The organism is Serratia sp. CY71090, assembly GCF_052166845.1.
In the GTDB taxonomy this organism is placed as follows: Bacteria; Pseudomonadota; Gammaproteobacteria; order Enterobacterales; family Enterobacteriaceae; genus Serratia; species Serratia nematodiphila.
Window position 1 is genome coordinate 245,484 of sequence record NZ_JBJNOA010000007.1, and the last position, 23,492, is coordinate 268,975.

Genomic DNA, 23,492 nt, shown 5'->3' on the forward strand with positions numbered 1-23,492 from the left:
GCGCGGTATGCCGCGCCCGTGTTTGTTTCAGAGCTTAGCTGCGCTTTCTCAATAGCCGCAGCGCGTTGGCGGTGACCAGCGCGGTGGCGCCGGAGTCAGCCAGTACCGCCAGCCACAAACCGGTCAGCCCCAGCAGGCTGGTGATCAGGAAGACCCCCTTCAACCCCAGCGCGATGGTGATGTTTTGCCGGATATTGGCGTGGGTGGCGCGTGAGATGCGGATCATCTCCGCGACGCCCACCAGCCGGTTGTGGGTCAGGGCGGCGTCGGCGGTTTCCAGCGCCACGTCGGTGCCGCTGCCCATGGCGATGCCGATGTTGGAGGCTTTCATCGCCGGGGCGTCGTTGATGCCGTCGCCGATCATCGCCGTCGGGCGCAGTTCGCTCAGTTCGGTGACCGCGCTGACCTTATCTTCCGGCAGCAGACCGGCGCGATAGTCGAGGCCCAGCTCGCCGGCGATCGCGGCGGCGGCGCGCGGGTTGTCGCCGGTCAGCATCACGCCGCGAATGCCCAGCGCGTTCAGTTCGGCTATCGCCTGCTTGGCGTCGCCGCGCAGCGTATCGCGCAGCGCCAGCAAGCCGATGGGCGCGCCGTCTTCCAGCACCACCACCGCCGTTTTACCGGCGTTTTCCAGCTTGTCTACCTGGCTCTGCCATGGGGTGGCGAGCAGGCCCGGCGCCAGCTTGCCCGGCGCGCTGATCAGCACGGTCTTGCCGTCCACGATCCCTTCCACGCCGACGCCGGCCAGCGCGCGGCGCGCCTGCGCCAGCGGCAACTCAGCCCCGCTTGCGGCGGCGCGGTTGATGATCGCCTGCGCCAGCGGGTGATGTGAACCGGCTTCCACCGCGGCGGCAAGCTGCAACAGCCGTTGTTCGGTCAGCACACCGATAGGCAGCACGTCGGTGACCGTCGGCTTGCCTTCGGTCAGGGTGCCGGTCTTATCGAAGGCGATGGTTTGAATCTGGCCCAGTTGCTCCAGCGCCGCGCCGCCTTTAATCAGCGCGCCGCGCCGCGTGGCGGCCGCCAGCCCGGATGTGATGGCCGCCGGCGTTGAGATCACCAGCGCACATGGACAGCCGATCAGCAGCAGCGTCAGGCCGCGATAGATCCAGGTATCCCACGGCTGCGAGAACAGCAGCGGTGGCACCAGGATCACCGCGACGGCCAGCAGCATAATGGCCGGTGTGTAATAGCGGCTGAAGCGATCGAGGAAGCGTTCGATCGGCGCGCGGCGCTCTTCGGCCTCTTCAATCAGCTGCAGGATGCGGTCGATGGCGTTTTTGCCGGGCTCGGAGATCACCTTCATCTGCGCCGCCTGATCGACGGACAGGCTGCCGGCGGCCACTTTCTCCCCCTGTTGGCGCTCGACCGGCACCGATTCGCCGGTCAGGGCGCTTTCATCGAAGCTGGCGAACGGATTGAGCAGCTCGGCGTCGGCCGGCAGGCGCCCACCGGGCGCGATTTCAATCACGTCGCCGGGGCGCAGGCTGGCGACCGGCACGCGTTTGCGTTCCGTGCCTTGCAGTAGCAGCGCATCTTCCGGCACCAGCTCCATCAGCGCCTTCACCCCGCGCCGTGCGCGGTTGGCGGCGTAGGATTCCAGCAGTTCGCCGACCATAAACAGCAGCAGCACCATCGCCGCTTCGGCGGTGGCGCCGATGAACAGCGCGCCGATGGCCGCCACGCTCATCAGCGTTTCGATGGCAAACGGCGTGCCGGAACGAATCAAACGCAGCGCCTTGGCGGCGACCGGCGCCAACCCGACCAGCGTGGTGGCGATAAAGGCGATGCGGCCCAGCTCCGGGTTAACCCGATCCAGCACCCAACTGATGACCATCAGGGTGGTTAACAGCAGCAGCGGCGCGAATTCGCCGAAGCGTGAGGTTTTGGGCGCGGCGGCTTTGGCGGTCTGAGCGCCGAGCAGGGTAAAGCCGGCCTGGGCGACCGCGTCCTGGATCCGCAGGCTGAGGTCGGACTGCGCGTCGACCACCAGTTTCTCGGTGGCGAACAACACGCGCGCGCTGTCGACGCCGGGGAGTGCGGTGACGGCATTTTCGATTTTCTTGGCGCAGCTGGGGCAGTCCATGCCGGTGACTTTCCAGCTGAAACGTTGGCTGCCGGAAGGGGGAGCGGCGGCCAGCCTGTCGCTTTCCTCGTCCGGATCGTCGGGTGCGGCGGTGCAGCAGCCGCTATCGCCATGATCGTGATGATGGTGGGCGTGTTCGGCCTGTGCGGCGGCGTTTTTCGGTTCGCTGCTGCAGCCGTGCTGAGTTTTGCTGTGGCTGTGGTTGCAGCCGCATCCGCCTTCGGCGTGGTGATGTTCCTGATGATTATGGTTTTGCTGATTGTGCATAACGTCCCCCTTCGGGCTGTTAAACGGGTTTGCTCAACTGACTCTACACCCTGGAGTCCACTCCAGAGTCAAGCGCCGGATGAGAATTATTGCTAACGGCGTTCAAGCGTAGAGAAGGGGGTATTCATTCAATAATGAATAATGCGGATTTTAATCTATCGGCTTTTCTTATCCCCTCTTGGGGCGAAAAGGCTCGCCACCGTTAGTTTAAATAAGAAAATAATATTCCTATAGAAACTAAAAAATCGCCTGACCTAATAATAAAGAGTTATTAATCTATAACGCTTTAGCAAAATTTACCTTTTCCCCTGAGTAAAGCCAGCATGATTCGCTTGAGTCTGCAGGCCGCATTGCTATTGAAGTTTGGTGCCAACTTATCCTCACCAAGTTTCATTTGTTTTGTAAATAAGCCTAAAAAGCAGCATAACAAACTTTCGTTGCGATAATAAATAGTTGATTATTTTATGTGCAGTTTTGCGACCCTGCCTATAATTGGAATCGATTACCATTTTTAATGGTGATCTTATTTGCTGATATATATGCATTAATTCTACCTAACACACTGCCGGTAACGGCGCATAAGCCCCTTCCAGCAAGCTTAAGGTTCATTAACCGTGGCTTACGGGGAGGTTATGTCTATCTGTCTGATTGGTATCAATCAGGTAATGAGTGGAATCGAACCAATGCAATCTACTAAAAAGGCAATTGAAATTACTGAATCCAGCCTTGCGGCCGCGACAACCGGCTACGATGCTGTAGATGACCTGCTGCATTATCATGAGCGGGGTAACGGGATTCAGATTAATGGCAAGGATTCATTTTCTAACGAGCAAGCTGGGCTGTTTATTACCCGCGAGAACCAAACCTGGAACGGTTACAAGGTATTTGGCCAGCCGGTCAAATTAACCTTCTCCTTCCCGGACTATAAGTTCTCTTCCACCAACGTCGCCGGCGATACCGGGCTGAGCAAGTTCAGCGCGGAACAGCAGCAGCAGGCTAAGCTGTCGCTGCAGTCCTGGGCCGACGTCGCCAATATCACCTTCACCGAAGTGGCGGCCGGTCAAAAGGCCAATATCACCTTCGGCAATTACAGCCAGGATCGTCCCGGCCACTATGATTATGGTACCCAGGCCTACGCCTTCCTGCCGAACACCATTTGGCAGGGCCAGGATTTGGGCGGCCAGACCTGGTACAACGTCAACCAATCCAACGTGAAGCATCCGGCGACCGAAGACTACGGCCGCCAGACGTTCACCCATGAGATTGGCCATGCTCTGGGTCTGAGCCATCCGGGCGATTACAACGCCGGTGAAGGCAACCCGACCTATCGCGACGTTACCTATGCGGAAGACACCCGCCAGTTCAGCCTGATGAGCTACTGGAGCGAAACCAACACCGGTGGCGATAACGGCGGTCATTACGCCGCAGCTCCGCTGCTGGATGACATTGCCGCCATTCAGCATCTGTATGGCGCGAACCTGTCGACCCGCACCGGCGACACCGTGTACGGCTTTAACTCCAATACCGGTCGTGACTTCCTCAGCACCACCAGCAATTCGCAGAAAGTGATCTTTGCGGCCTGGGATGCGGGTGGCAACGATACCTTCGATTTCTCCGGTTATACCGCTAACCAGCGCATCAACCTGAATGAGAAATCGTTCTCCGACGTGGGCGGCCTGAAGGGCAACGTCTCGATCGCCGCCGGTGTGACCATTGAGAACGCCATTGGCGGTTCCGGCAACGACGTGATCGTCGGCAACGCGGCCAACAACGTGCTGAAAGGCGGCGCGGGTAACGACGTGCTGTTCGGCGGCGGCGGGGCGGATGAACTGTGGGGCGGTGCCGGCAAAGACATCTTTGTGTTCTCTGCCGCCAGCGATTCCGCACCGGGTGCTTCCGACTGGATCCGCGACTTCCAGAAAGGGATCGACAAGATCGACCTGTCGTTCTTCAATAAAGAAGCGCAGAGCAGCGATTTCATTCACTTCGTCGATCACTTCAGCGGCACGGCCGGTGAGGCGCTGCTGAGCTACAACGCGTCCAGCAACGTGACCGATTTGTCGGTGAACATCGGCGGGCATCAGGCGCCGGACTTCCTGGTGAAAATCGTCGGCCAGGTAGACGTCGCCACGGACTTTATCGTGTAACACAGCAACGGAACGCCCGGCGCAGTCTCGGCCGGGCGTGATGCAGGAGCCCGGTATGAAAGGTACTTTAGCGCGCACCGCTTTGGCGGCGGGTGGCATGATGGTGACGAGTGCGGTGATGGCCGGCAGTTTGGCATTGCCGACCGCGCAGTCGCTGGCGGGACAATGGCAGGTGGCCGACAGCGAACGGCAATGCCAAATCGAGTTTCTGGCGCATGAACAAAACGAGACCAACGGCTATCAGCTGGTGGATCGGCAACAGTGTTTGCAGAGCGTGTTTGCGGCGGAAGTCGTGGGCTGGCGCCCGGCTCCGGACGGCATCGCCCTGCTGCGGGCGGATGGCAGCACGCTGGCGTTCTTCTCGCGCGACGGCGATCTGTACCGCAATCAACTGGGTGCGGGTGATGCCCTGACGTTGAAAGCGCTGGCTTGATGAAGAAACGGGTTCGGCGCGCCGAACCCGCGGCAGGCCTCTACAGGTAGAGCGAACGCACGATCAGGAAGTGGCCGGAGAAGTAACAGAAAGCCACGATGGCGTCCGCCGCGCGGAAGGTGAAGCGGTAGCGGTTGAGCAGCCAAACCACGTTGGCCAGCAGCAGCAGCGAGGTGCCGGTCAGCAGCGAGAAGCCGAAATCGGTGCTGCGCAGGAAATATTGTTCGCCCGCCAGCCAGACCATCAGCAGCGTCATCGCCACGTAGGTAACGATCGGCCAGCGCATCTCTTCCAGCCGGGTCCAGACGGTGGCCAGCAGCAGTGCGCCGATCGCCAGCAGCGCCAGCGGCAGCGGCCAGAACAGGCTGAACGTCATCTGGCTGGCGAAACTCAGGGTGTACAGCAGGTGGGACAGGAAAAAGGCGCCGATGGCATACAGCACCCGTTCGCGCGGCAACAGGAGCAATGCGTCGCCGATCAGCGTCGCCAGCAGGCCGAGTACGATCAGATAACCCGCAGCGCTGAGCACCGGCGCCTGCCAGGCCAACAGCAACAGCAGCAGCAGCGTGACGGGTTTGAACACCCAGCGCTGCCAGCGCGGCCCACGGTAAGAGGCGTCGACGAACAGCCAACCGGAAAAGAATACGGCAAGGAACGGCCAACTCATTTATGTCTTCCTTATGTATGAGGGAGCCGCAACCACCGGCTCCAAACTGTCACCCATGTCACTTCTTCATTTCAGTGTAGGTAGCCTGCCGGCGATCGACAATGCTTTCTTGAGAATGCTATGTTTACGCTGATTTAGCCGCGAAGGAAATGGGAAACCGATGAGTAAGCCACCGTTATTTTTTGTCGCCGTGATTGCGCTGATCGCCGTGCTGGCCACGCAACGCTACTTCAAGCAGCGGCAGCAGGAGGCGGAAAACGATCGCGCGCCGATGCGCAGTCTGCAGGTGACGGTGAGCGACAAACGCGCGGTGCCGGTCACCAAGACCCGCGCGCCGCAGCGCGAGCCGTTGGTCAATGAACCGATGAATTACGAGGTGGTGTTCAGCCCGGTACAGGGAGGTGAAGACATCCAGCTGCGGTTGAAGCAATGGCAGTACAACCCGATAGAAAAGGGCGCGCAGGGCACGTTGAACATGCAGGGCACGCGCTTCGTCTCGTTCACCGCTCAGCCGTAGCGGTCACTTCTTCTTGATGGGCGGCTGTTTCTTTTGCCAGGCCAGCAGCTCGAACACGCCAAAGATAAAGATCTTGGCCTCTTGCCAGTAGCTGATCGGCTGATCCTTCGGCTGGGTGGATTTCAACAGCACCAGCTGCAGGCCGTGCATCACCACCATAAAGAACAGCGCCACGTCGATGAAATACTTCAGTGGCTTGGGAAACGGATGGAACAGGTTAGAGAGCAGGAAGCCCCACACGCACAGCATCAGCAGGCGGCCCAGATTAATCAACATGGTCGGTTTTCTCTTGCGAACGAATATAAAGGCGATAGGCCACCTGGCCGGCGACCTTCTCCCGGTGCAGCTGCCAGCTGGCAGGCACGTCCGCCGCGGCGCTTTCCGCCTCGGCTTCTACATAGATCCAGGCCTCGTCGGCCAGCCAGCCGCGTTGCTCCAGCAACAGGGCGGTCTCCGCCAGCAGGCCTTTGCGAAACGGCGGATCGAGGAACACCACGTCGAACGGTTGGCCATCGCCCGCCAGCCAGCTCAGCGCGTTGGTGTTGATAACCACCCCTTTGCCCTGCAGCAGCGCCAGATTTTTTTCCAGCTGCTGCGCCACCGGCCGTTCGAATTCGAGCAGCGTGGCGCTGCCGGCATAGCGCGACAGCGCTTCCAGCCCCAATGCGCCGCTGCCGGCGAAACAGTCGAGGCAGCGCGCGCCCTGAATCACCGGCGCCAGCCAGTTGAACAGGGTTTCGCGTACCCGATCGGTGGTGGGGCGCAGCCCCGGGCTGTTCGGCACCGGGAGTTTGCGACCGCGCCATTGGCCACCGATGATGCGGATCTGTCCGGCTGCGGCCTGGGGCGGTTTTTTGGCCGCCGCCCGTGGCGAGAGTCTTGTCATAAGCGTTGTTTGGTTTCTTTCGCGGCGCGGGGCCGCCGAGGTTAACGAAAAGTTGTCCCTATTCTACCGGTGACGGGCGTCGGGGGGAACGGTAAAACGTTGTTGTCTGATTTCACGCCGGAAAGCATGCCGGATGCGTGTTGCTGGGCGAGGGAAAGTGATAGACTCGGCGGATTATTGTCAGCATATATCCTTCAGGTATGGAGGGTAAGCGAGCCTTCGGTACGGAGTAGAGTCATAACATGGCAAAAGATAAGAAACGTGGGTTTTTCTCCTGGCTGGGCTTTGGCCAGAAGGAGAAGGAAGAAGAGCAACAGCAACCTGAGCCGTCGGTAGAGCAGGCGGAACCTCAGGCCGCGGAGACGCCGGCTGAACCGGTCGCCGCCAAGCTGGACGACAAGCTCCCCGCCCAGGAATCTGAACCTGCCGCCTCCGTCGACACCCCGGGAGAGTGGGATAACGGTCAGGCCGGCGAGCAAATCGCGGAAAATCTGCCTGCGGCGGCCGAGCATCCGGCGGCGCAAGCGCTGGCCGAAGAGATCGTCAGCGTAACTGAACAGGTGGCGGCGCAGCAGCAACCTGTCACCGAACCCGAGCCGGTCGTCGAACCCGAGCCGGTCATCGAACCTGAGCCGGTCGTCGAACCCGAGCCGGTCGTTGAGCCTGAGCCGGTCGTTGAACCTGAGCCGGTCGTTGAACCTGAGCCGGTCGTTGAACCTGAGCCGGTCGTTGAGCCTGAGCCGGTCGTCGAACCCGAGCCGGTCGTTGAGCCTGAGCCGGTCGTTGAACCCGAGCCGGTCGTCGAACCCGAGCCGGTCGTCGAACCTGAGCCGGTCGTCGAACCTGAGCCGGTCGTCGAACCTGAGCCGGTCGTCGAACCCGAACCGGTCATCGAACCCGAGCCGGAAGCGGAAGAAGAGCCGCTGGAACTCGGCGTGCCGGCCGCTGCGCAAGAGCAGGAGCGCCCGACCAAAGAGGGCTTCTTCGCGCGCCTGAAGCGCAGCCTGCTGAAGACCAAGCAGAACCTCGGCTCCGGCTTTATGGGGCTGTTCCGCGGTAAAAAGATCGACGACGACCTGTTCGACGAGCTGGAAGAACAGCTGCTGATCGCCGACGTTGGCGTGGACACCACGCGCAAGATCATCACCTCCCTGACTCAGCACGCCAGCCGCAAGCAGCTAAAAGACGCCGAAGCGCTGTACGGCAAGCTGAAGGAGGAAATGTCCGAAATTCTGGCCAAGGTCGATCAGCCGCTGGATGTCAGCGGGAAAACCCCGTATGTCATCCTGATGGTCGGCGTGAACGGCGTGGGTAAAACCACCACCATCGGCAAGCTGGCGCGCCAGTTCCAGGCGGAAGGCAAGTCGGTGATGCTGGCGGCGGGGGACACCTTCCGCGCCGCGGCGGTGGAGCAGCTGCAGGTGTGGGGTGAACGCAACCGCATTCCGGTGGTGGCGCAGCATACCGGTGCGGATTCCGCTTCGGTGATCTTCGATGCGGTGCAGGCCGCCAAGGCGCGCGGCATCGATGTGTTAATCGCCGATACTGCCGGCCGTCTGCAGAACAAATCGCACCTGATGGAAGAGCTGAAGAAGATCGTCCGCGTCATGAAAAAACTGGACGACCAGGCCCCCCATGAGGTTATGCTGACGCTCGATGCCAGCACCGGCCAGAATGCCGTCAGTCAGGCGAAATTATTTAATGAGGCCGTGGGCTTAACCGGCATCACGCTGACTAAACTGGACGGTACCGCCAAGGGCGGGGTGATCTTCGCCATCGCCGATCAGTTCGGTATCCCGATCCGCTATATCGGCGTCGGGGAAGGCATCGAAGATTTGCGGCCGTTTAAGGCTGACGATTTTATTGAGGCACTTTTTGCCCGAGAGGATTAATACGGATGATTCGCTTTGAACAGGTCAGTAAAGCTTATCTGGGCGGACGGCAAGCGCTGCAGGGGGTTGATTTCCATCTGCGCCCGGCGGAAATGGCGTTTCTGACCGGCCATTCCGGCGCGGGGAAAAGTACCCTGCTGAAACTGATTTGCGGTATCGAACGGCCCAGCGCCGGCCACATCTGGTTTGGCGGCCACGACATCAGCCGTTTGAAAAACCGCGAGGTGCCGTTCCTGCGCCGGCAGATCGGCATGATCTTCCAGGATCACCACCTGCTGCTGGATCGCACGGTGTATGACAACGTGGCGATGCCGCTGATCATCGCCGGCGCCAGCACCGAAGACATCCGTCGCCGCGTCTCCGCCGCGCTGGACAAGGTCGGTCTGCTGGATAAAGCGAAGAACTTCCCGATTCAGCTGTCCGGCGGTGAGCAGCAGCGTGTGGGCATCGCCCGTGCGGTGGTGAACAAGCCGGCGGTGCTGCTGGCGGATGAACCGACCGGTAACCTGGACGATGCGCTGTCGGAAGGCATCCTGCGCCTGTTTGAAGAATTCAACCGCGTCGGCGTGACCGTACTGATGGCGACGCACGACACCGGGCTTATCGCCCGCCGCAATTACCGCATCCTGACGCTGAGCCAGGGCCGCATGCAAGGAGGCGCTCACCATGGCCAATAACGCAAAAACCGCCAAGAGCAAGGCGCTGCGCGGCGGCTGGCGCGAACAGTGGCGTTACGCCTGGATGAACGCCATCAAAGACATGCTGCGTCAGCCGTTGGCGACGCTGCTGACGGTGATGGTGATCGCTATTTCCCTGACGCTGCCGAGCGTGTGCTACATCGTGTGGAAAAACGTCAGCACCGCGGCCAGCCAGTGGTATCCGACGCCGCAGCTGACCGTCTATCTGGATAAATCGCTCGATGACGACGCCGCGCTGAAAGTGCTCGACGCCATCAAGGCGGAAGCCGGCGTGGAGAAGGTCAATTACCTGTCGCGTGAAGAAGCGCGCGGCGAGTTCCGCAACTGGTCGGGCTTTGGCGGCGCGCTGGACATGTTGGAAGAGAACCCGTTGCCGGCGGTGGCGATCGTCACGCCGAAGCTGAGCTTCCAGAGTTCGGACACCCTCAACACCCTGCGCGATCGCGTGGCGGCGGTGCAGGGCGTGGAAGAAGTGCGTATGGATGACAGCTGGTTTGCCCGCCTGGCGGCGCTGACCGGGCTGGCGGGCCAGATTGCGGCGATCATCGGCGTGCTGATGATCGTGGCGGTGTTCCTGGTGATCGGCAACAGCGTGCGTCTGAGCATCTTCAGCCGCCGCGACACCATCAACGTGATGAAACTGATCGGCGCCACCGACGGTTTTATCCTGCGGCCGTTCCTCAACGGCGGGGCGATGCTGGGCTTTGCCGGCGCGCTGCTGTCGCTGGTGCTGTCCGGGGCGCTGGTGTGGCAGCTGGAGTCGGTGGTCGCCGGCGTGGCCAAGGTATTCGGCACCACCTTCACCCTGCACGGGCTGGGCTGGGATGAGGCGCTGCTGCTGCTGATCATCTCCGCGATGATCGGCTGGATCGCCGCCTGGCTGGCGACGGTGCAACATTTACGCCGATTTACACCACAGTAAGATTTTTTTGGTATACTCTTCTCCTGCTGCTTTTGATCGCGTTGCGGGAGAAGAGTGACCTCAAGCGAAGTCAGCACCATCCCTCTCTTCTTAGCGCACAAATTCCCTATCGGCCTGCACCTTCGTCACGTATTGTCAGCAACAATGCTTGCAAAAAAGGGTGAACTTCTGGGGCGGAGTACGGTCAAAAATTGCAGCAAATGTTAAGGTGCCCGGCGTGTGGAACCGCTTTTGCTTCAGCAACTGCCGTAGAATCAATCATTTCCCCGCTGTAATAATCACCTGCATGATTTTGTATTCTCATAGAGAGGGTTTGAATGACCAAAGAAATGCAAACTTTAGCCTTAGTACCCCAAGGTAGCTTGGAAGCCTATATCCGGGCAGCCAACGCCTATCCGATGCTGACGGCAGAGGAAGAGCGGGAGCTGGCTGAACGGCTGCATTATCAGGGCGATCTGGATGCCGCTAAGCAGCTCATCCTGTCTCACCTGCGCTTTGTCGCTCATATTGCCCGCAACTATTCAGGCTATGGTCTGCCGCAGGCGGATCTGATTCAGGAAGGCAATATCGGCCTGATGAAAGCCGTTCGCCGCTTCAACCCTGAAGTCGGCGTGCGTCTGGTTTCCTTTGCGGTGCATTGGATTAAGGCGGAAATCCACGAGTACGTATTGCGCAACTGGCGCATCGTGAAAGTGGCGACCACCAAAGCGCAGCGCAAGCTGTTCTTTAACCTGCGCAAAACCAAACAGCGTTTGGGCTGGTTCAACCAGGACGAAGTGGAACTGGTGGCCCGTGAGCTGGGCGTAACCAGCAAAGACGTGCGCGAGATGGAATCGCGCATGGCGGCGCAGGACATGACGTTCGATCCGACTCCGGACGACGAGGCCCGCGACGGCCAGTCGATGGCGCCGGTGCTGTACCTGCAGGACAAGAGCTCGGACTTCGCCGAAGGCATCGAGGAAGATAACTGGGAAAGCAACGCCGCAGACAAACTGGCCTATGCGCTGGAAGGTCTGGACGAGCGCAGCCAGCATATCATCCGCGCCCGTTGGCTGGACGACGACAACAAGTCGACGCTGCAGGAGCTGGCCGATCAGTACGGCGTTTCCGCCGAACGCGTGCGCCAGCTGGAAAAGAACGCCATGAAGAAACTGAAAATGGCGATCGAAGCCTGAGTCGATGCGAGATTCGATAAAAAAAGCCCGGCAAGCCGGGCTTTTTAGTGCCTGAAATTCGGCGCTATGGCGCCACGGCGGCAAAGTCTGGCGCCGGGCAGTCGTAGCCGAATTTCGCCGCCCACGGGTAGCGGGTGCCGGTGTTGATGTAGCGCTGATAAAGCGCCCGGCCGGTTTTGGCGTCGCGCTTGATAACCCAACTGGCGGCGTTACACAGCACGGCGGCATAGGCCTGGCTCTTCGGCGGCAGCAGATCGGCCGCCTGCTGCGCCAGCCCAACCGCCTGCCAGCGATAGTGCAGGAAACGGTTGTCTTCCGCCGGTAGCGCCGCCTTGGCGCGCGCCGCTTCTGCGCTGTCGATCCAACTTTTGTGCTTCAGCTCGCGAGTATCGAACGCATCCCCCAGATAGGAATAGCCGGCGCCATAGATGGCGTAGTCCGGCGTCATTTCGTAGCCGGTAAACTCCAGCCCTTGGGAACGCAGCAGGTTGGCGGCGCGATAGTAAGCCTGCGCACGCGCCAGCGGTGCGGCGGATTTGTCCTTGGCGGCCTTCAGCTCGTCGGCATACTGCTGCGCCGCCTGCCGGTAGTTGGGGATATCGAAGTAGGCCAGCGCCTCCGGCGCTCTTCCGGCGCGCATCAGACGCCGCGCCAGCAGTTCGCGCAGCTGCACCTCCGGCGTGATCTGCTGGCCGCCGTAGTCGTCCGGGTTTACCGGCTTGAGCGGTGTTGTCGGCGCCGGGGCGTGCTTATCGACAAAGCCTTTCAACTCATCGACGGTCAGCACCCGCTCCGCCACATCGGCCACGTCGGCCCAATAGAGCGCCTTGCCGCGATACAGCAGGTCCATCGCCTGTAGATAGTCGCCGCGGTTCAGCGCCAGGATGGCCTGTTCGCCAGCCACCCGGCATTCGGGCACGATGGTTTCCGCAACGAAGTCGGCGTTGCGCTGTTCGCCCCAGCTTTCGTCGGCGGGGAACGCGCTTGCCGCCTTGGCGTAGGCGGCGGTGGCGGCTTTCACATCGCCGTCGCGCAGCGCCATTTTGGCGCGCAGCCACCACGCCAGGCCGCTGTCGCCGGCGTTTTTCAGCAGGCTCGCCGCCATCGGGTACTGCCCCGAACGGTAAGCCAGCGCCGCCAGCCGATCGCTGCCGGCGAAGCCGCTTTTCACTGAGCCGTCCAGCAGCGTCAGGATCTGGCTGATGATTTGCGCGGAGCGGCCGTTGCCATCGGTATCCGCCATTTGCAGGTTGCCGCTGCGGGCGAACAGCTCAATGGTCACCAGCTGCTGGATCAACGGATCGCCGATAACCTGTTTCAGCGTGTCCAAATGGTCGGGATTGACCAGGAAGCTGGAGACGTACTGCAGCGACTGCCCGCCGCTCGGATCGCCCTGCGCCGCCTGCTGTGCGTACAGGTGGGCGGCGGGGGCGACGTCACCCAGCCACAGGTGGATGCGCGCCTGCTGCCCAAGGCTGCTCAGCGCCAGCTGATCGGGATCGGCGGCGCCGTTTTTCACCCGATCGATCACCTGCTGGAATGCTGCCAGCGCCTGTTCGAGCGCGGCTTTTGGCGGATGCTCGGCGGCGGGGGCTGTTTCACCGGATTCGTTCACCGGCGTTCCGTGGTCCGCCATCAGTACCCGCCCCAGCGAATACTGCGCCCGCAGCCCCCAATCGCCCTGCTCGGCGGCCGGTAGCTTCAGCACCTGCTGGAAATAGTCTGCGGCGCGCGGATCGTGGCTGGCGAAAGCCACGGCGCCCAGTTGATAGAGACGCGCAGCGTTGGACAACCCTTGCGTATTGACGGCGTCAGCCTCTTCTACCGTTTTGGCGGCGCGCATTTTGCCGATCGCTATCGTTTCCGGCGATTGCGGCATCGGTTTCGGCGGCATCGGCGGCGGCGGGGCCTGCCAGTGCGGCAACTGACTGTCCGCCGGCACCAGCCGGCCGGCTTCGAAGGCGAAATTGCCCTCCGGCATATACAGCAGGGTGCCGTTGCGGTCGATCAGCAGCCGGTTAGGAAAATCCGGGCCGCAGGCATAGCCGTTCAGCGGCAGCGCCAGCGCGGCGCCGATCAGCATGGCCAGCGGAAGAAGGCGGCGGGTGTTCCGTGCCGCGCGCGTATCAAGGTGTGACAAGGGTGCCTCCTGGCGTCAGTTGTTGGCAGCGCAGCCAGCCCAGCGGCCGGGATTGCCCGGCGCGCAGCTGATCGCCGCTGATGCGAATAAAGCGTTGCCGTTGCGGTGCGGATTCCAGCCGGTAGTTGCCGACCGCGTCCGCCGCCAGGCAGTCGTCGGCGCGGATGATGACTTCTTGCGGCAGCGGGGCGTCCACCGGCCCGTTGTTATGAATTATCAGATCATACAGCCCGTTTTGCTGTGGCTGAGGCCTAAATTTTACCTGCCAGTCGACATTCAGCGGCCGCCGTTCGATCACCGCTCGCAGCGTGGCGAGCGACCAGGCGCGCCGATCGTCCGCCAGCGGCAAGCGGAACCAGATAATGCCGCGCAGCCGGGGCGGCGTTTGCTGCGCCAGCGTTTGCAGAAAATCGGCGATCTGCTGCGGCGCGACCGTCAGTTCGCGGCCGTTGCCCGCCATGCGCAGCGAGGATTCGCTCTCCACCTGCGCGCCCTGTGCATCAAACCCCAGCAGTGCCATGCCATAAGCCGGCAGCGCGACGCGAAACGGCTTCGGTGTGACGGCGGCGTACTGCCGCACCCAGCGTAGCGCTAAGGAGCCGTCAAACAGCCCCTGCTGCGGCGAGAGCACCGCATGCACCTGCAGGACGGAACTGTCGGCCTGTTGCAGTACGCCGGGCAGGCCGGGTGAACCGATCCAGGCGGGCAGGGCGGTGATGCCGAGTTGCAAAGCGGCGGGCAGCCGTTGACGTAGCCGCTGCAGAAAGCGTTGGTAGTCCGGCAGGCGGGCCGTGGCGGCGTCATGATCGATCTCGACGCCGGTGACGGGCAGCCCGGCCGCCTGCCAGCGCTGGGCGAGCGCCAGCAGCCGCTGGATAATGGCTTCTTGGTCCAGCTGCGGCAGCTGGCCGTCGAGGCGTGCTACCAGCCAGAGCGGGCGGCCGTCCTGCTTCAGCAGGCTGAGATCGGCCGGGATTTCTCGCCAGCCCTCGCGTGGATGCACCTGCAGCGCCAGCACCCGCAGCCCGGCGAACAGATCGCGGCTGTGCGCCAGCGCATCGGCGTGCTGCGGCGTCCAGACCCGCTGCCAGACATAAACCTGCTGATCCCAGTCTGAGGCCAGGCGCAGCGCCTGCTGGCGCCCGAGGAACGCGGCCGCCAGCCCCAGTGCAATCAAGACCAGCGCCGCCAACCGGCGTTTCATTTTTGCCAGAGATCGCCCTGCGGTGCGAAGCCGCAGGCGCGCATGAAGTTATCGACTTCCCCGCGTTCGCGCGGCGCCAGGCCGGCGGTCGACAGCTGCCAGTGAGCGACCTGCGGCAGCTGACGCTGCGCATCCTGCACCAGGTAAAGACCGACGCCGCGGCGGCGCGTCACTTCGCGCACCAGCAAGTCCTGCAGCTCGGCGCGGTCATCCTGCAGCGCAATTTTCACCGCGCCCAGCAGACGCTCGTTGAAGCGGGCGGCAAACAGCGCCTTGCCGCCGCTCAACCAGCTCTGCCACTGTTCCGGCTGCTGATGCGGCCAAATTTTACCGAGATCGATAAGGTCTTGCGGGGACAGCGCGGTCAGGCGCTCGATGGTCAGTTTCATGCAGAATTTCCGCGCAGCTAAATGATGCCGACAGTGTAATAGATCTTGTGCAGAGCGTTGTGTAAGTTTTTCTGTACGATTACTGTGCAATATGTTTTTTGCATGGGGCATTTTCCGAGTAAATAGTTAGTAAAGGGATTGTTAACCAGCACAACGCGCTACGCCTCAAGGTAAACGGCGCAGATTTAATTCGAATTTTATCCTGTTTACACCGCTTGTTTCTGCCTGATGAAGTTGATTTGCAGCAGAAAATTCCTGTTTAATGGCATGAAAAATAAAGTCTTATTAGAAAATAATGCCGACAAAGCGCCTAAATCATTATTACTTATAACAAAAGCGGTCAATAACGATCGGGCGCAGGTAAACACAACAGGTACGTTCACAACGACAGATGGGGATTTGCGGATGAAATTAACAACAGGTAAGGCACTGCTGGCGGGTTGCATTGCGATGGCCATGAGCCAGGCGGCTATGGCGAAAGACATCAAGGTGGCGATCGTCGGGGCGATGTCCGGCCCGGTCGCGCAGTATGGCGACATGGAGTTTACCGGCGCGCGCCAGGCGATTGCCGACATCAACGCCAAGGGCGGCATCAAGGGCGACAAGCTGGTCGGCGTGGAATACGACGACGCCTGCGATCCGAAACAGGCGGTTGCGGTCGCCAACAAGGTGATCAACGACGGCATTCGCTACGTGATTGGCCACCTGTGTTCCTCTTCCACCCAGCCGGCGTCCGATATCTATGAAGACGAAGGCGTGATCATGATTACCCCGGCGGCCACCAACGCCGATCTGACCACTCGCGGCTACAAGATGATCCTGCGCACCACCGGTCTGGATTCGGATCAGGGCCCGACCGCCGCCAAATACATCCTCAGCGACATCAAGCCGAAGCGCATCGCCGTGGTGCACGATAAGCAGCAATACGGCGAAGGCCTGGCGCGCTCGGTGCGCGACAGCCTGAAAAAACAGGGTACCGAAGTGGCGATGTTCGAAGGCATCACCGCCGGCGACAAAGACTTCTCCACCCTGGTGGCGCGCCTGAAGAAAGAGAATATCGATTTCGTGTATTTCGGCGGTTACTACCCGGAAATGGGCCAGATCCTGCGTCAGGCCAAACAGGCCGGGTTGACCACCCGCTTCATGGGGCCGGAAGGCGTGGGCAACTCCTCGCTGTCCAACATCGCCGGCGCCGCCTCGGAAGGCATGCTGGTGACGCTGCCGAAACGCTACGATCAGGTGCCCGCCAACCAGCCGATCGTCGATGCGCTGAAGGCCAAGAAGCTGGATCCGACCGGCCCGTTCGTCTGGACCACCTATGCCGCGCTGCAGTCGCTGACCACCGGGATGGAGCGCAGCGGCAGCCAGGAGCCGGCGGACATCGTCAAGGATCTGAAAACCGGCAAGCCGGTGGACACCGTGATGGGGCCGCTGACCTGGGATGACAAGGGCGATCTGAAAGGCTTCGAGTTCGGCGTGTTCGAATGGCATGCCAACGGCACGTCCACACCGATCAAATAAGCCATAATGATTAGGGTGGGGCGCAGCCCGCTGCGCCCGGCGGGTCGGCTTGCCGGCCCCGTCTCCCTTTACCCGCCGGTTCTCCGCCGGCGGGTTTCGCAGCCAAGGGTTCAGAGTATGTCAGAGCAGCTCCTCTATTTTCTGCAGCAGATGTTCAACGGCTTAACGTTGGGCAGCACCTATGCATTGATCGCCATCGGTTACACCATGGTTTACGGCATCATCGGCATGATCAACTTCGCCCACGGCGAGGTGTACATGATCGGCAGCTATGTCTCCTTTATCGTTATCGCCGCCCTGATGATGCTCGGCATCGACGTCGGCTGGTTGCTGATCGGCGCCGCGTTCCTGGTCTCGATCGTCATCGCCAGCGCCTACGGCTGGAGTATCGAGCGGGTGGCCTACAAACCGGTGCGCAACTCCAAGCGCCTGATTGCGCTGATCTCGGCCATCGGCATGTCGATATTCCTGCAAAACTACGTCAGCCTGACGCAGGGTTCGCGCGATCTGGCGCTGCCCAGCCTGGTGACCGGCCAGTGGGTGCTGGGGGAAAGCAACGGCTTCGCCGCCACCATCAGCACCATGCAGCTGACCATCTGGCTCGTGACCTTCCTGGCGATGCTGGCGCTGACGCTGTTTATCCGCTATTCACGCATGGGCCGCGCCTGCCGCGCCTGCGCGGAAGATCTGAAGATGGCCAGCCTGCTGGGCATCAACACCGACCGGGTGATCTCGCTGACTTTCGTCATCGGTGCGGTGATGGCGGCGGTGGCCGGGGTGTTGCTCGGCCAGTTCTACGGCGTCATCAACCCTTACATCGGCTTTATGGCCGGTATGAAAGCCTTTACCGCTGCGGTCCTGGGCGGCATCGGCAGCATTCCCGGCGCGATGATCGGCGGCCTGGTGCTGGGCGTGGCGGAAGCGCTGACCTCCGCTTATTTGAGCACCGAATACAAAGACGTGGTGTCGTTCGCGTTGCTGATCGTGGTGCTGCTGATCATGCCGACCGGCATTCTTGGGCGTCCGGAGGTTGAGAAAGTATGAAACTCAATCTGCTTAATGCGCTGATCGCCACGGCGGTGCTGTTCGTGATGGCGTCGTTCCTGATGGGCATGCAGCTCAGCCTGGACGGCACCAAACTGGTGGTGCACGGCGCGGCGGAAGTGCGCTGGATGTGGATCGGCATCGGCTGCGTCATCGTCTTTTTCTTCCAGCTGTTGCGCCCGCTGCTGCAGCAGGGCCTGAAAAAGGTCTCCGGCCCGGCGTTCGTGCTGCCGAGCTTCGACGGCACCACGCCGCGGCAAAAGCTGCTGGCGGCTCTGCTCATCGTCGCGGCGGTCGCCTGGCCGTTCCTGGTGTCGCGCGGCACGGTGGATATCGCCACCCTGACGCTGATCTACGTGATGCTGGGTCTCGGCCTCAACGTGGTGGTGGGTTTGTCCGGTCTGCTGGTGCTGGGCTACGGCGGTTTCTACGCCATCGGCGCCTACACCTACGCGCTGCTGAATCACTATTACGGTTTCGGCTTTTGGGAGAGCCTGCCGCTGGCGGGTATCGTCACCGCCGCCTTCGGCTTCCTGCTCGGTTTCCCGGTGCTGCGGCTGCGCGGCGACTATCTGGCGATCGTGACGCTCGGCTTCGGCGAGATCGTGCGCATCCTGCTGCTGAACAATACCGAGATCACCGGCGGGCCGAACGGCATCAGCCAGATCCCGAAACCGACCTTTTTCGGCCTGGAGTTCAACCGCAGCGTGCGCGACGGCGGTTGGGATACCTTCCATAACTTCTTCGGCCTGAAATACGATCCGAGCGATCGCATCGTGTTCCTGTACCTGGTGGCGCTGCTGCTGGTGGTGCTGACGCTGTTCGTCATCAACCGCCTGCTGCGCATGCCGCTCGGGCGCGCCTGGGAAGCGCTGCGTGAAGACGAGATCGCCTGCCGCTCGCTGGGCCTCAGCCCGACGCGCATCAAGCTGACCGCCTTTACCATCAGCGCCGCCTTCGCCGGGTTTGCCGGCACGCTGTTCGCCGCGCGCCAGGGTTTCGTCAGCCCGGAATCCTTCACCTTCGTCGAGTCGGCCTTCGTATTGGCGATCGTGGTGTTGGGGGGCATGGGCTCGCAGTTCGCGGTCATTCTGGCGGCGATCCTGCTGGTGGTGTCGCGCGAGCTGATGCGCGATCTGAATGAATACAGCATGTTGCTGCTGGGTGCGCTGATGGTGCTGATGATGATTTGGCGGCCGCAGGGGCTGTTGCCGATGAAACGGCCGCAGCTGAAGCTGCAGGCGGCGGACATTCACGCGGGCAAGGGGGAACAGGCATGAGCGTTCAACCTTTACTTCAGGTGGAAGGCCTGTCGATGCGTTTCGGCGGGTTGCTGGCGGTCAACAATGTGGCGTTGACGCTCAATGAAGGCGAAATCGTGTCGCTGATCGGCCCCAACGGCGCCGGTAAAACCACGGTATTCAACTGCCTGACCGGTTTTTACCGTCCGAGCGGCGGCACCATCAAATTGCGCGATCGCCATCTGGAAGGGCTGGCGGGGCAGGCCATTGCCCGTATGGGCGTGGTGCGCACCTTCCAGCATGTGCGGCTGTTCCGTGAAATGACGGTGATTGAGAACCTGCTGGTGGCGCAGCATCAGCACCTGAAAAGCGGCGTGTTCGCCGGGTTGCTGAAAACCCCGGCCTTCCGCCGCGCCGAAGCCGAAGCGCTGGCGCGCGCGGCGGAGTGGCTGGAGCGCGTCGGCCTGCTATCGATGGCCAACCGTTCGGCGGGCAACCTGGCCTACGGGCAGCAGCGTCGGCTGGAGATCGCCCGCTGCATGGTGACCCGGCCGGAGCTGCTGATGCTGGACGAACCGGCCGCCGGCCTCAACCCGAAAGAGACCGACGAGCTGGATCATCTGATCGTCGAGCTGCGCGATCGGCATAAGGTCTCGGTGCTGCTGATCGAGCACGACATGAAGCTGGTGATGGGCATTTCCGATCGCATTTACGTGGTGAATCAGGGCACGCCGCTGGCGCAGGGCACACCGGCGGAGATCCGCAACAACCCGGACGTGATCCGGGCTTATTTGGGCGAAGAATAATATGTTGTCATTCAATCAGGTATCCGCCCATTACGGCAAAATTCAGGCGCTGCATCAGGTCAGTCTCACGATAAGTCAGGGCGAAATCGTGACGTTAATCGGCGCCAACGGCGCCGGTAAAACCACGCTGCTCGGCACCCTGTGCGGCGAACCGCGCGCCAGCGAAGGCAGCATCGTCTTTCAGGGCCAGGACATCACCCAGTGGCAAACCTCGCGCATCATGCGTGAAGCGGTGGCGATCGTACCGGAAGGGCGGCGCGTCTTCTCGCGCATGACGGTGGAAGAAAACCTGGCGATGGGCGGCTTCTTCGCCGATCGCCAGCAGTATCAACAGCGCATCGAACGGGTGTTCACGCTGTTCCCGCGCCTGCTGGAGCGCCGAAACCAGCGCGCCGGCACCATGTCCGGCGGCGAACAGCAAATGCTGGCCATCGGCCGCGCGCTGATGAGCCAGCCGAAGCTGCTGCTGCTCGACGAACCTTCGCTTGGGCTGGCGCCCATCATCATCCAGCAGATTTTCGACATCATTCAGCAACTGCGGGAAGAGGGCATGACCATCTTCCTGGTGGAGCAAAACGCCAATCAGGCGCTGAAATTGGCGGACCGCGGTTATGTGCTGGAAAACGGCCGCGTGGTGTTGGAAGATACGGGGGCTGCATTGTTAGCCAACGAAGCAGTGAGGTCGGCGTATCTGGGCGGTTAATCCGCCCCCCTACGAATTAAAATAATCAGGTACGAGAAGAAGAAATGAAGACAGAAGGGTTACTCGCGCAGCGCATCGTTAACGTAAAAAGTTCGGCCATCCGTGAATTGCTTAAGCACAGCAAGATGGAACACGTCATTTCGCTGGCGGGCGGCATCCCCTCTGATGCGCTGTTCGATTTCGAAGGATTGAGCATTGCCACCCAGCAGGCGATCACCGAACAGCCGAAAAGCGCGTTCCAGTATGGCCTGACCGAGGGCAGCCCGCTGCTGCGTGAGCGCATTTGCGCGCTGTGCGCCGAGCGCGGCGTCACCGCTCGCGCGGAAGAGGTGATGGTGACCGCCGGTTCTCAGCAGGCACTGGATTTGGTGATGCGCGCCATCGTCAACCCGGGCGACGTGTTCGTGGTGGAGCGCCCGACCTACCTGGCGGCGCTGCAAACGCTGGAACTGGCGGAAGCCAACATCATGTCGGTCTCGTCCGACAGCGACGGCATGGTGGTGGAAGAGCTGGCCGAGCTGCTGAAAACCCAGCGTATCAAGGGCGTGTACGTGGTGCCGAACTTCGGCAACCCGAGCGGCATCACCCTCAGCGCCGCGCGCCGCGAACTGCTGGTGAAGCTGGCCGCCGAACATAACTTCCTGATCATCGAAGACGATCCGTACGGCGAGCTGCGTTTCACCGAAGAGCGCCACCCGACGCTGCATCAGGTGTCGCAGCGGGTGCTGGGCAATACCGACCACATCATCTATACCTCGACCTTCTCCAAGATCCTGGCGCCGGGCCTGCGCCTGGGATGGGCGATCCTGCCGCCGTTCCTGCTGCATAAAGTGGCGATCATCAAACAGGCGGCGGATCTGCACGCCAGCGCCCTGTCGCAGAGCATCGTCGAATGCTACCTCGGTCTGGATCGCCTGCCGGCCCAGATCGACAAGATCCGCGCCGCCTACAAACAGAAGGGCGAGATCCTGGCCGGTTTGGTGGAGCAGGAGCTGGGCGACTACATCACCTTCGATAAACCGAAGGGCGGCATGTTCCTGTGGGCGCGTTTCCGCCAGCCGTTCAACGCCACCGAATGGCTGAACACCACGCTGCAGCAGGGCGTGGTGTTCGTGCCGGGGGAATACTTCTTCTCCGACAACCCGGATCGTTCGACCTTCCGCCTGTCGTTCGCCACCGCCACCGAGCAGCAGATGCAAGAAGCGGTCGCGCGCCTGCGCCGTTCGCTATAAGCCTCGCGGCGGCGGAGCCGATGTCCGCCGCCGACATCAAACCGCCATCTTCACTTCACCTTGCCGTCATGTGGCTGTCATCTAACGGTTATTTTTCTGTCATCCGCGCATGGCATGTTAGCTTCCGAACAAAAAACTGATTCTTTTCGCTCACGCGCTTTTACACCAGCTTTTTCAGGAGTTAGGCATGCTCACCTACGCTATTCGCAAAACCACGCTGTGCGTCGCATTGACCCTGGCGGTCAGCGCCCAGGCGCTGGCGGCGGCAGAAATCCCGTTCTGGCATTCGATGGAAGGCGAACTGGGTAAAGAAGTGGACTCTCTGGCGGATCGCTTCAACCAGTCGCACAGCGACGTCAAGATTGTGCCGGTTTATAAAGGCAACTACGAACAGAGCCTGGCGGCGGGTATCGCCGCTTACCGCTCCGGCAAGGCGCCGGCGATCTTGCAGGTTTACGAAGTGGGCACCGCCACCATGATGGCCAGCAAAGCCATCAAGCCGGTCTACGAAGTGTTTAAAGAGGCCGGTATCAACTTTGACGAATCGGTGTTCGTGCCGACGGTGGCCGGCTATTACACCGACAACAAGAGCGGGCATCTGCTGTCGCAGCCGTTCAACAGCTCCACGCCGGTGCTGTACTACAACAAAGACGCCTTCAAAAAGGCCGGCCTGAACCCGGATCAACCGCCGAAAACCTGGCAGGAACTGGCGGCGGATACCGCCAAGCTGCGCGAAGCCGGCATGAAGTGCGGTTACGCCAGCGGCTGGCAAGGTTGGATCCAACTAGAGAACTTCAGCGCCTGGCACGGCGTGCCGTTCGCCAGTGAAAACAACGGTTTCGGCGGCACCAGTGCCAAGCTGGAGTTCAACCAACCGCTGCAGGTCAAGCATATCGCGCTGCTCGAAGCGATGAACAAGAAGGGGGATTTCACCTACTTCGGCCGCAAAGACGAATCCACCGAGAAGTTCTACAACGGCGATTGCGCCATCACCACCGCCTCTTCCGGTTCGCTGGCGGACATCAAGCACTACGCCAAATTCAACTACGGCGTCGGCATGATGCCGTACGACGCTGACGCGAAAAACGCGCCGCAGAACGCCATCATTGGCGGGGCCAGCCTGTGGGTGATGAACGGCAAAGACGCCGCCACCTACAAGGGCGTAGCCGAATTCCTGCAGTACCTGGCGCAGCCGGAAATCGCCGCCGAATGGCACCAGAAGACCGGCTATCTGCCGATCACCACCGCGGCTTACGACCTGACCAAGCAGCAGGGCTTCTATGACAAGAACCCGGGCGCCGACGTCGCCACTCGCCAGATGCTGAACAAGCCGCCGTTGCCGTTCACCAAGGGCCTGCGCCTGGGCAACATGCCGCAGATCCGCAGCGTGGTGGATGAGGAGCTGGAAGGCGTGTGGACCGGCAAGAAAACGCCTCAGCAGGCGTTGGACGCGGCCGTGCAGCGCGGTGACGTACTGCTGCGTCGCTTCGAAGCATCAACCAAATAACCCTGCGTCGCGGGC

The 23,492-nt window shown here is 61.4% G+C and carries 21 protein-coding genes; 14 read left to right on the top strand and 7 right to left on the bottom strand.

The genetic code is table 11. The features are described from left to right. Positions 1 to 34 precede the first annotated feature (34 nt). Positions 35 to 2,353 (bottom strand): zinc/cadmium/mercury/lead-transporting ATPase, encoded by a 2,319-nt coding sequence (locus tag ACJ8OK_RS15230; RefSeq protein ID WP_338910712.1) that lies wholly within the window; start codon positions 2,351 to 2,353, stop codon positions 35 to 37. A 683-nt stretch (positions 2,354 to 3,036) separates the two neighbouring features. Between ACJ8OK_RS15230 and ACJ8OK_RS15235 the strand changes: the two genes are divergently transcribed. Then, positions 3,037 to 4,500 carry a serralysin family metalloprotease gene (locus ACJ8OK_RS15235; RefSeq protein WP_016929476.1) on the top strand — a complete coding sequence of 488 codons (1,464 nt, stop codon included), beginning with the start codon at positions 3,037 to 3,039 and terminating at the stop codon, positions 4,498 to 4,500. 55 nt (positions 4,501 to 4,555) lie between these two features. After that, on the top strand, positions 4,556 to 4,933 hold the full coding sequence (locus ACJ8OK_RS15240) for an AprI/Inh family metalloprotease inhibitor (RefSeq protein WP_213929457.1): 378 nt from the start codon (positions 4,556 to 4,558) through the stop codon (positions 4,931 to 4,933). Positions 4,934 to 4,973: 40 nt separating this feature from the next. Here the strand turns inward: ACJ8OK_RS15240 and ACJ8OK_RS15245 are convergent, their stop codons facing one another. Further along, entirely contained in the window at positions 4,974 to 5,600 is a 627-nt protein-coding gene (locus ACJ8OK_RS15245; protein WP_015376282.1) for a lysoplasmalogenase, read from the bottom strand. Between the two features lie 160 nt (positions 5,601 to 5,760). Between ACJ8OK_RS15245 and ACJ8OK_RS15250 the strand changes: the two genes are divergently transcribed. Beyond that, on the top strand, positions 5,761 to 6,117 hold the full coding sequence (locus tag ACJ8OK_RS15250) for a DUF2500 domain-containing protein (RefSeq protein ID WP_015376283.1): 357 nt from the start codon (positions 5,761 to 5,763) through the stop codon (positions 6,115 to 6,117). Positions 6,118 to 6,120: 3 nt separating this feature from the next. On the opposite strand, the gene ACJ8OK_RS15255 is transcribed toward ACJ8OK_RS15250, so the two are convergent. Both ACJ8OK_RS15255 and rsmD read right to left on the bottom strand, forming a co-directional pair. Continuing rightward, complete coding sequence (locus ACJ8OK_RS15255) at positions 6,121 to 6,393, bottom strand: DUF1145 family protein (RefSeq protein WP_004934327.1); 273 nt, start codon at positions 6,391 to 6,393, stop codon at positions 6,121 to 6,123. Next, positions 6,383 to 7,003 carry a 16S rRNA (guanine(966)-N(2))-methyltransferase gene (rsmD, locus tag ACJ8OK_RS15260; RefSeq protein WP_015376284.1) on the bottom strand — a complete coding sequence of 207 codons (621 nt, stop codon included), beginning with the start codon at positions 7,001 to 7,003 and terminating at the stop codon, positions 6,383 to 6,385. The genes ACJ8OK_RS15255 and rsmD overlap by 11 nt, the downstream gene beginning before the upstream one ends. Positions 7,004 to 7,245: 242 nt before the next feature. Here rsmD and ftsY point away from each other — a divergent pair, with 242 nt between their 5' ends. From ftsY to rpoH, 4 genes are all read left to right on the top strand, one after another. Continuing rightward, positions 7,246 to 8,895: a signal recognition particle-docking protein FtsY gene (gene ftsY / locus ACJ8OK_RS15265; protein ID WP_306403299.1), complete on the top strand. Its 1,650-nt coding sequence runs from the start codon at positions 7,246 to 7,248 to the stop codon at positions 8,893 to 8,895. A 5-nt stretch (positions 8,896 to 8,900) separates the two neighbouring features. Beyond that, the gene (gene ftsE / locus ACJ8OK_RS15270; protein ID WP_004934337.1) at positions 8,901 to 9,572 is read left to right on the top strand and encodes a cell division ATP-binding protein FtsE; all 672 of its coding nucleotides are present in this window, start codon (positions 8,901 to 8,903) and stop codon (positions 9,570 to 9,572) included. Then, positions 9,562 to 10,515, top strand: a complete 954-nt coding sequence (gene ftsX / locus ACJ8OK_RS15275; protein ID WP_004934340.1) for a permease-like cell division protein FtsX — start codon at positions 9,562 to 9,564, stop codon at positions 10,513 to 10,515. Before ftsE ends, ftsX begins: the two co-directional genes overlap by 11 nt. A 317-nt stretch (positions 10,516 to 10,832) precedes the next feature. Then, positions 10,833 to 11,690 (top strand): RNA polymerase sigma factor RpoH, encoded by an 858-nt coding sequence (gene rpoH, locus ACJ8OK_RS15280; protein ID WP_004934345.1) that lies wholly within the window; start codon positions 10,833 to 10,835, stop codon positions 11,688 to 11,690. A 64-nt stretch (positions 11,691 to 11,754) separates the two neighbouring features. Here rpoH and ACJ8OK_RS15285 read toward each other — a convergent pair whose 3' ends face one another. Genes ACJ8OK_RS15285 through panM form a run of 3 tightly spaced genes read right to left on the bottom strand, consistent with a single transcriptional unit; the run spans position 11,755 to position 15,423 of the window. Next, a complete protein-coding gene (locus ACJ8OK_RS15285; RefSeq protein ID WP_099032714.1) occupies positions 11,755 to 13,773 on the bottom strand; it encodes a hypothetical protein in 2,019 nt (672 codons plus the stop codon). Positions 13,774 to 13,816: 43 nt separating this feature from the next. Then, positions 13,817 to 15,034, bottom strand: a complete 1,218-nt coding sequence (locus ACJ8OK_RS15290) for a DUF3142 domain-containing protein (protein ID WP_033631506.1) — start codon at positions 15,032 to 15,034, stop codon at positions 13,817 to 13,819. Continuing rightward, positions 15,031 to 15,423: an aspartate 1-decarboxylase autocleavage activator PanM gene (gene panM, locus ACJ8OK_RS15295; RefSeq protein ID WP_004934355.1), complete on the bottom strand. Its 393-nt coding sequence runs from the start codon at positions 15,421 to 15,423 to the stop codon at positions 15,031 to 15,033. Before panM ends, ACJ8OK_RS15290 begins: the two co-directional genes overlap by 4 nt. A 405-nt stretch (positions 15,424 to 15,828) precedes the next feature. Between panM and ACJ8OK_RS15300 the strand changes: the two genes are divergently transcribed. From ACJ8OK_RS15300 to ugpB, 7 genes are all read left to right on the top strand, one after another. Next, positions 15,829 to 16,944 carry a branched-chain amino acid ABC transporter substrate-binding protein gene (locus ACJ8OK_RS15300; RefSeq protein ID WP_004934358.1) on the top strand — a complete coding sequence of 372 codons (1,116 nt, stop codon included), beginning with the start codon at positions 15,829 to 15,831 and terminating at the stop codon, positions 16,942 to 16,944. A 117-nt stretch (positions 16,945 to 17,061) separates the two neighbouring features. Beyond that, positions 17,062 to 17,988, top strand: a complete 927-nt coding sequence (gene livH / locus ACJ8OK_RS15305) for a high-affinity branched-chain amino acid ABC transporter permease LivH (RefSeq protein ID WP_015376290.1) — start codon at positions 17,062 to 17,064, stop codon at positions 17,986 to 17,988. Continuing rightward, positions 17,985 to 19,268, top strand: a complete 1,284-nt coding sequence (locus ACJ8OK_RS15310; protein ID WP_049241602.1) for a high-affinity branched-chain amino acid ABC transporter permease LivM — start codon at positions 17,985 to 17,987, stop codon at positions 19,266 to 19,268. Before livH ends, ACJ8OK_RS15310 begins: the two co-directional genes overlap by 4 nt. Then, positions 19,265 to 20,035 carry a high-affinity branched-chain amino acid ABC transporter ATP-binding protein LivG gene (gene livG / locus ACJ8OK_RS15315; RefSeq protein WP_015376291.1) on the top strand — a complete coding sequence of 257 codons (771 nt, stop codon included), beginning with the start codon at positions 19,265 to 19,267 and terminating at the stop codon, positions 20,033 to 20,035. The genes ACJ8OK_RS15310 and livG overlap by 4 nt, the downstream gene beginning before the upstream one ends. A 1-nt stretch (position 20,036) precedes the next feature. Then, entirely contained in the window at positions 20,037 to 20,738 is a 702-nt protein-coding gene (gene livF, locus ACJ8OK_RS15320) for a high-affinity branched-chain amino acid ABC transporter ATP-binding protein LivF (RefSeq protein ID WP_085058463.1), read from the top strand. Positions 20,739 to 20,782: 44 nt separating this feature from the next. Continuing rightward, positions 20,783 to 21,970, top strand: a complete 1,188-nt coding sequence (locus ACJ8OK_RS15325; RefSeq protein ID WP_004934394.1) for an aminotransferase-like domain-containing protein — start codon at positions 20,783 to 20,785, stop codon at positions 21,968 to 21,970. Positions 21,971 to 22,157: 187 nt separating this feature from the next. Further along, complete coding sequence (gene ugpB / locus ACJ8OK_RS15330) at positions 22,158 to 23,477, top strand: sn-glycerol-3-phosphate ABC transporter substrate-binding protein UgpB (RefSeq protein ID WP_033631510.1); 1,320 nt, start codon at positions 22,158 to 22,160, stop codon at positions 23,475 to 23,477. Positions 23,478 to 23,492: the final 15 nt, after the last annotated feature.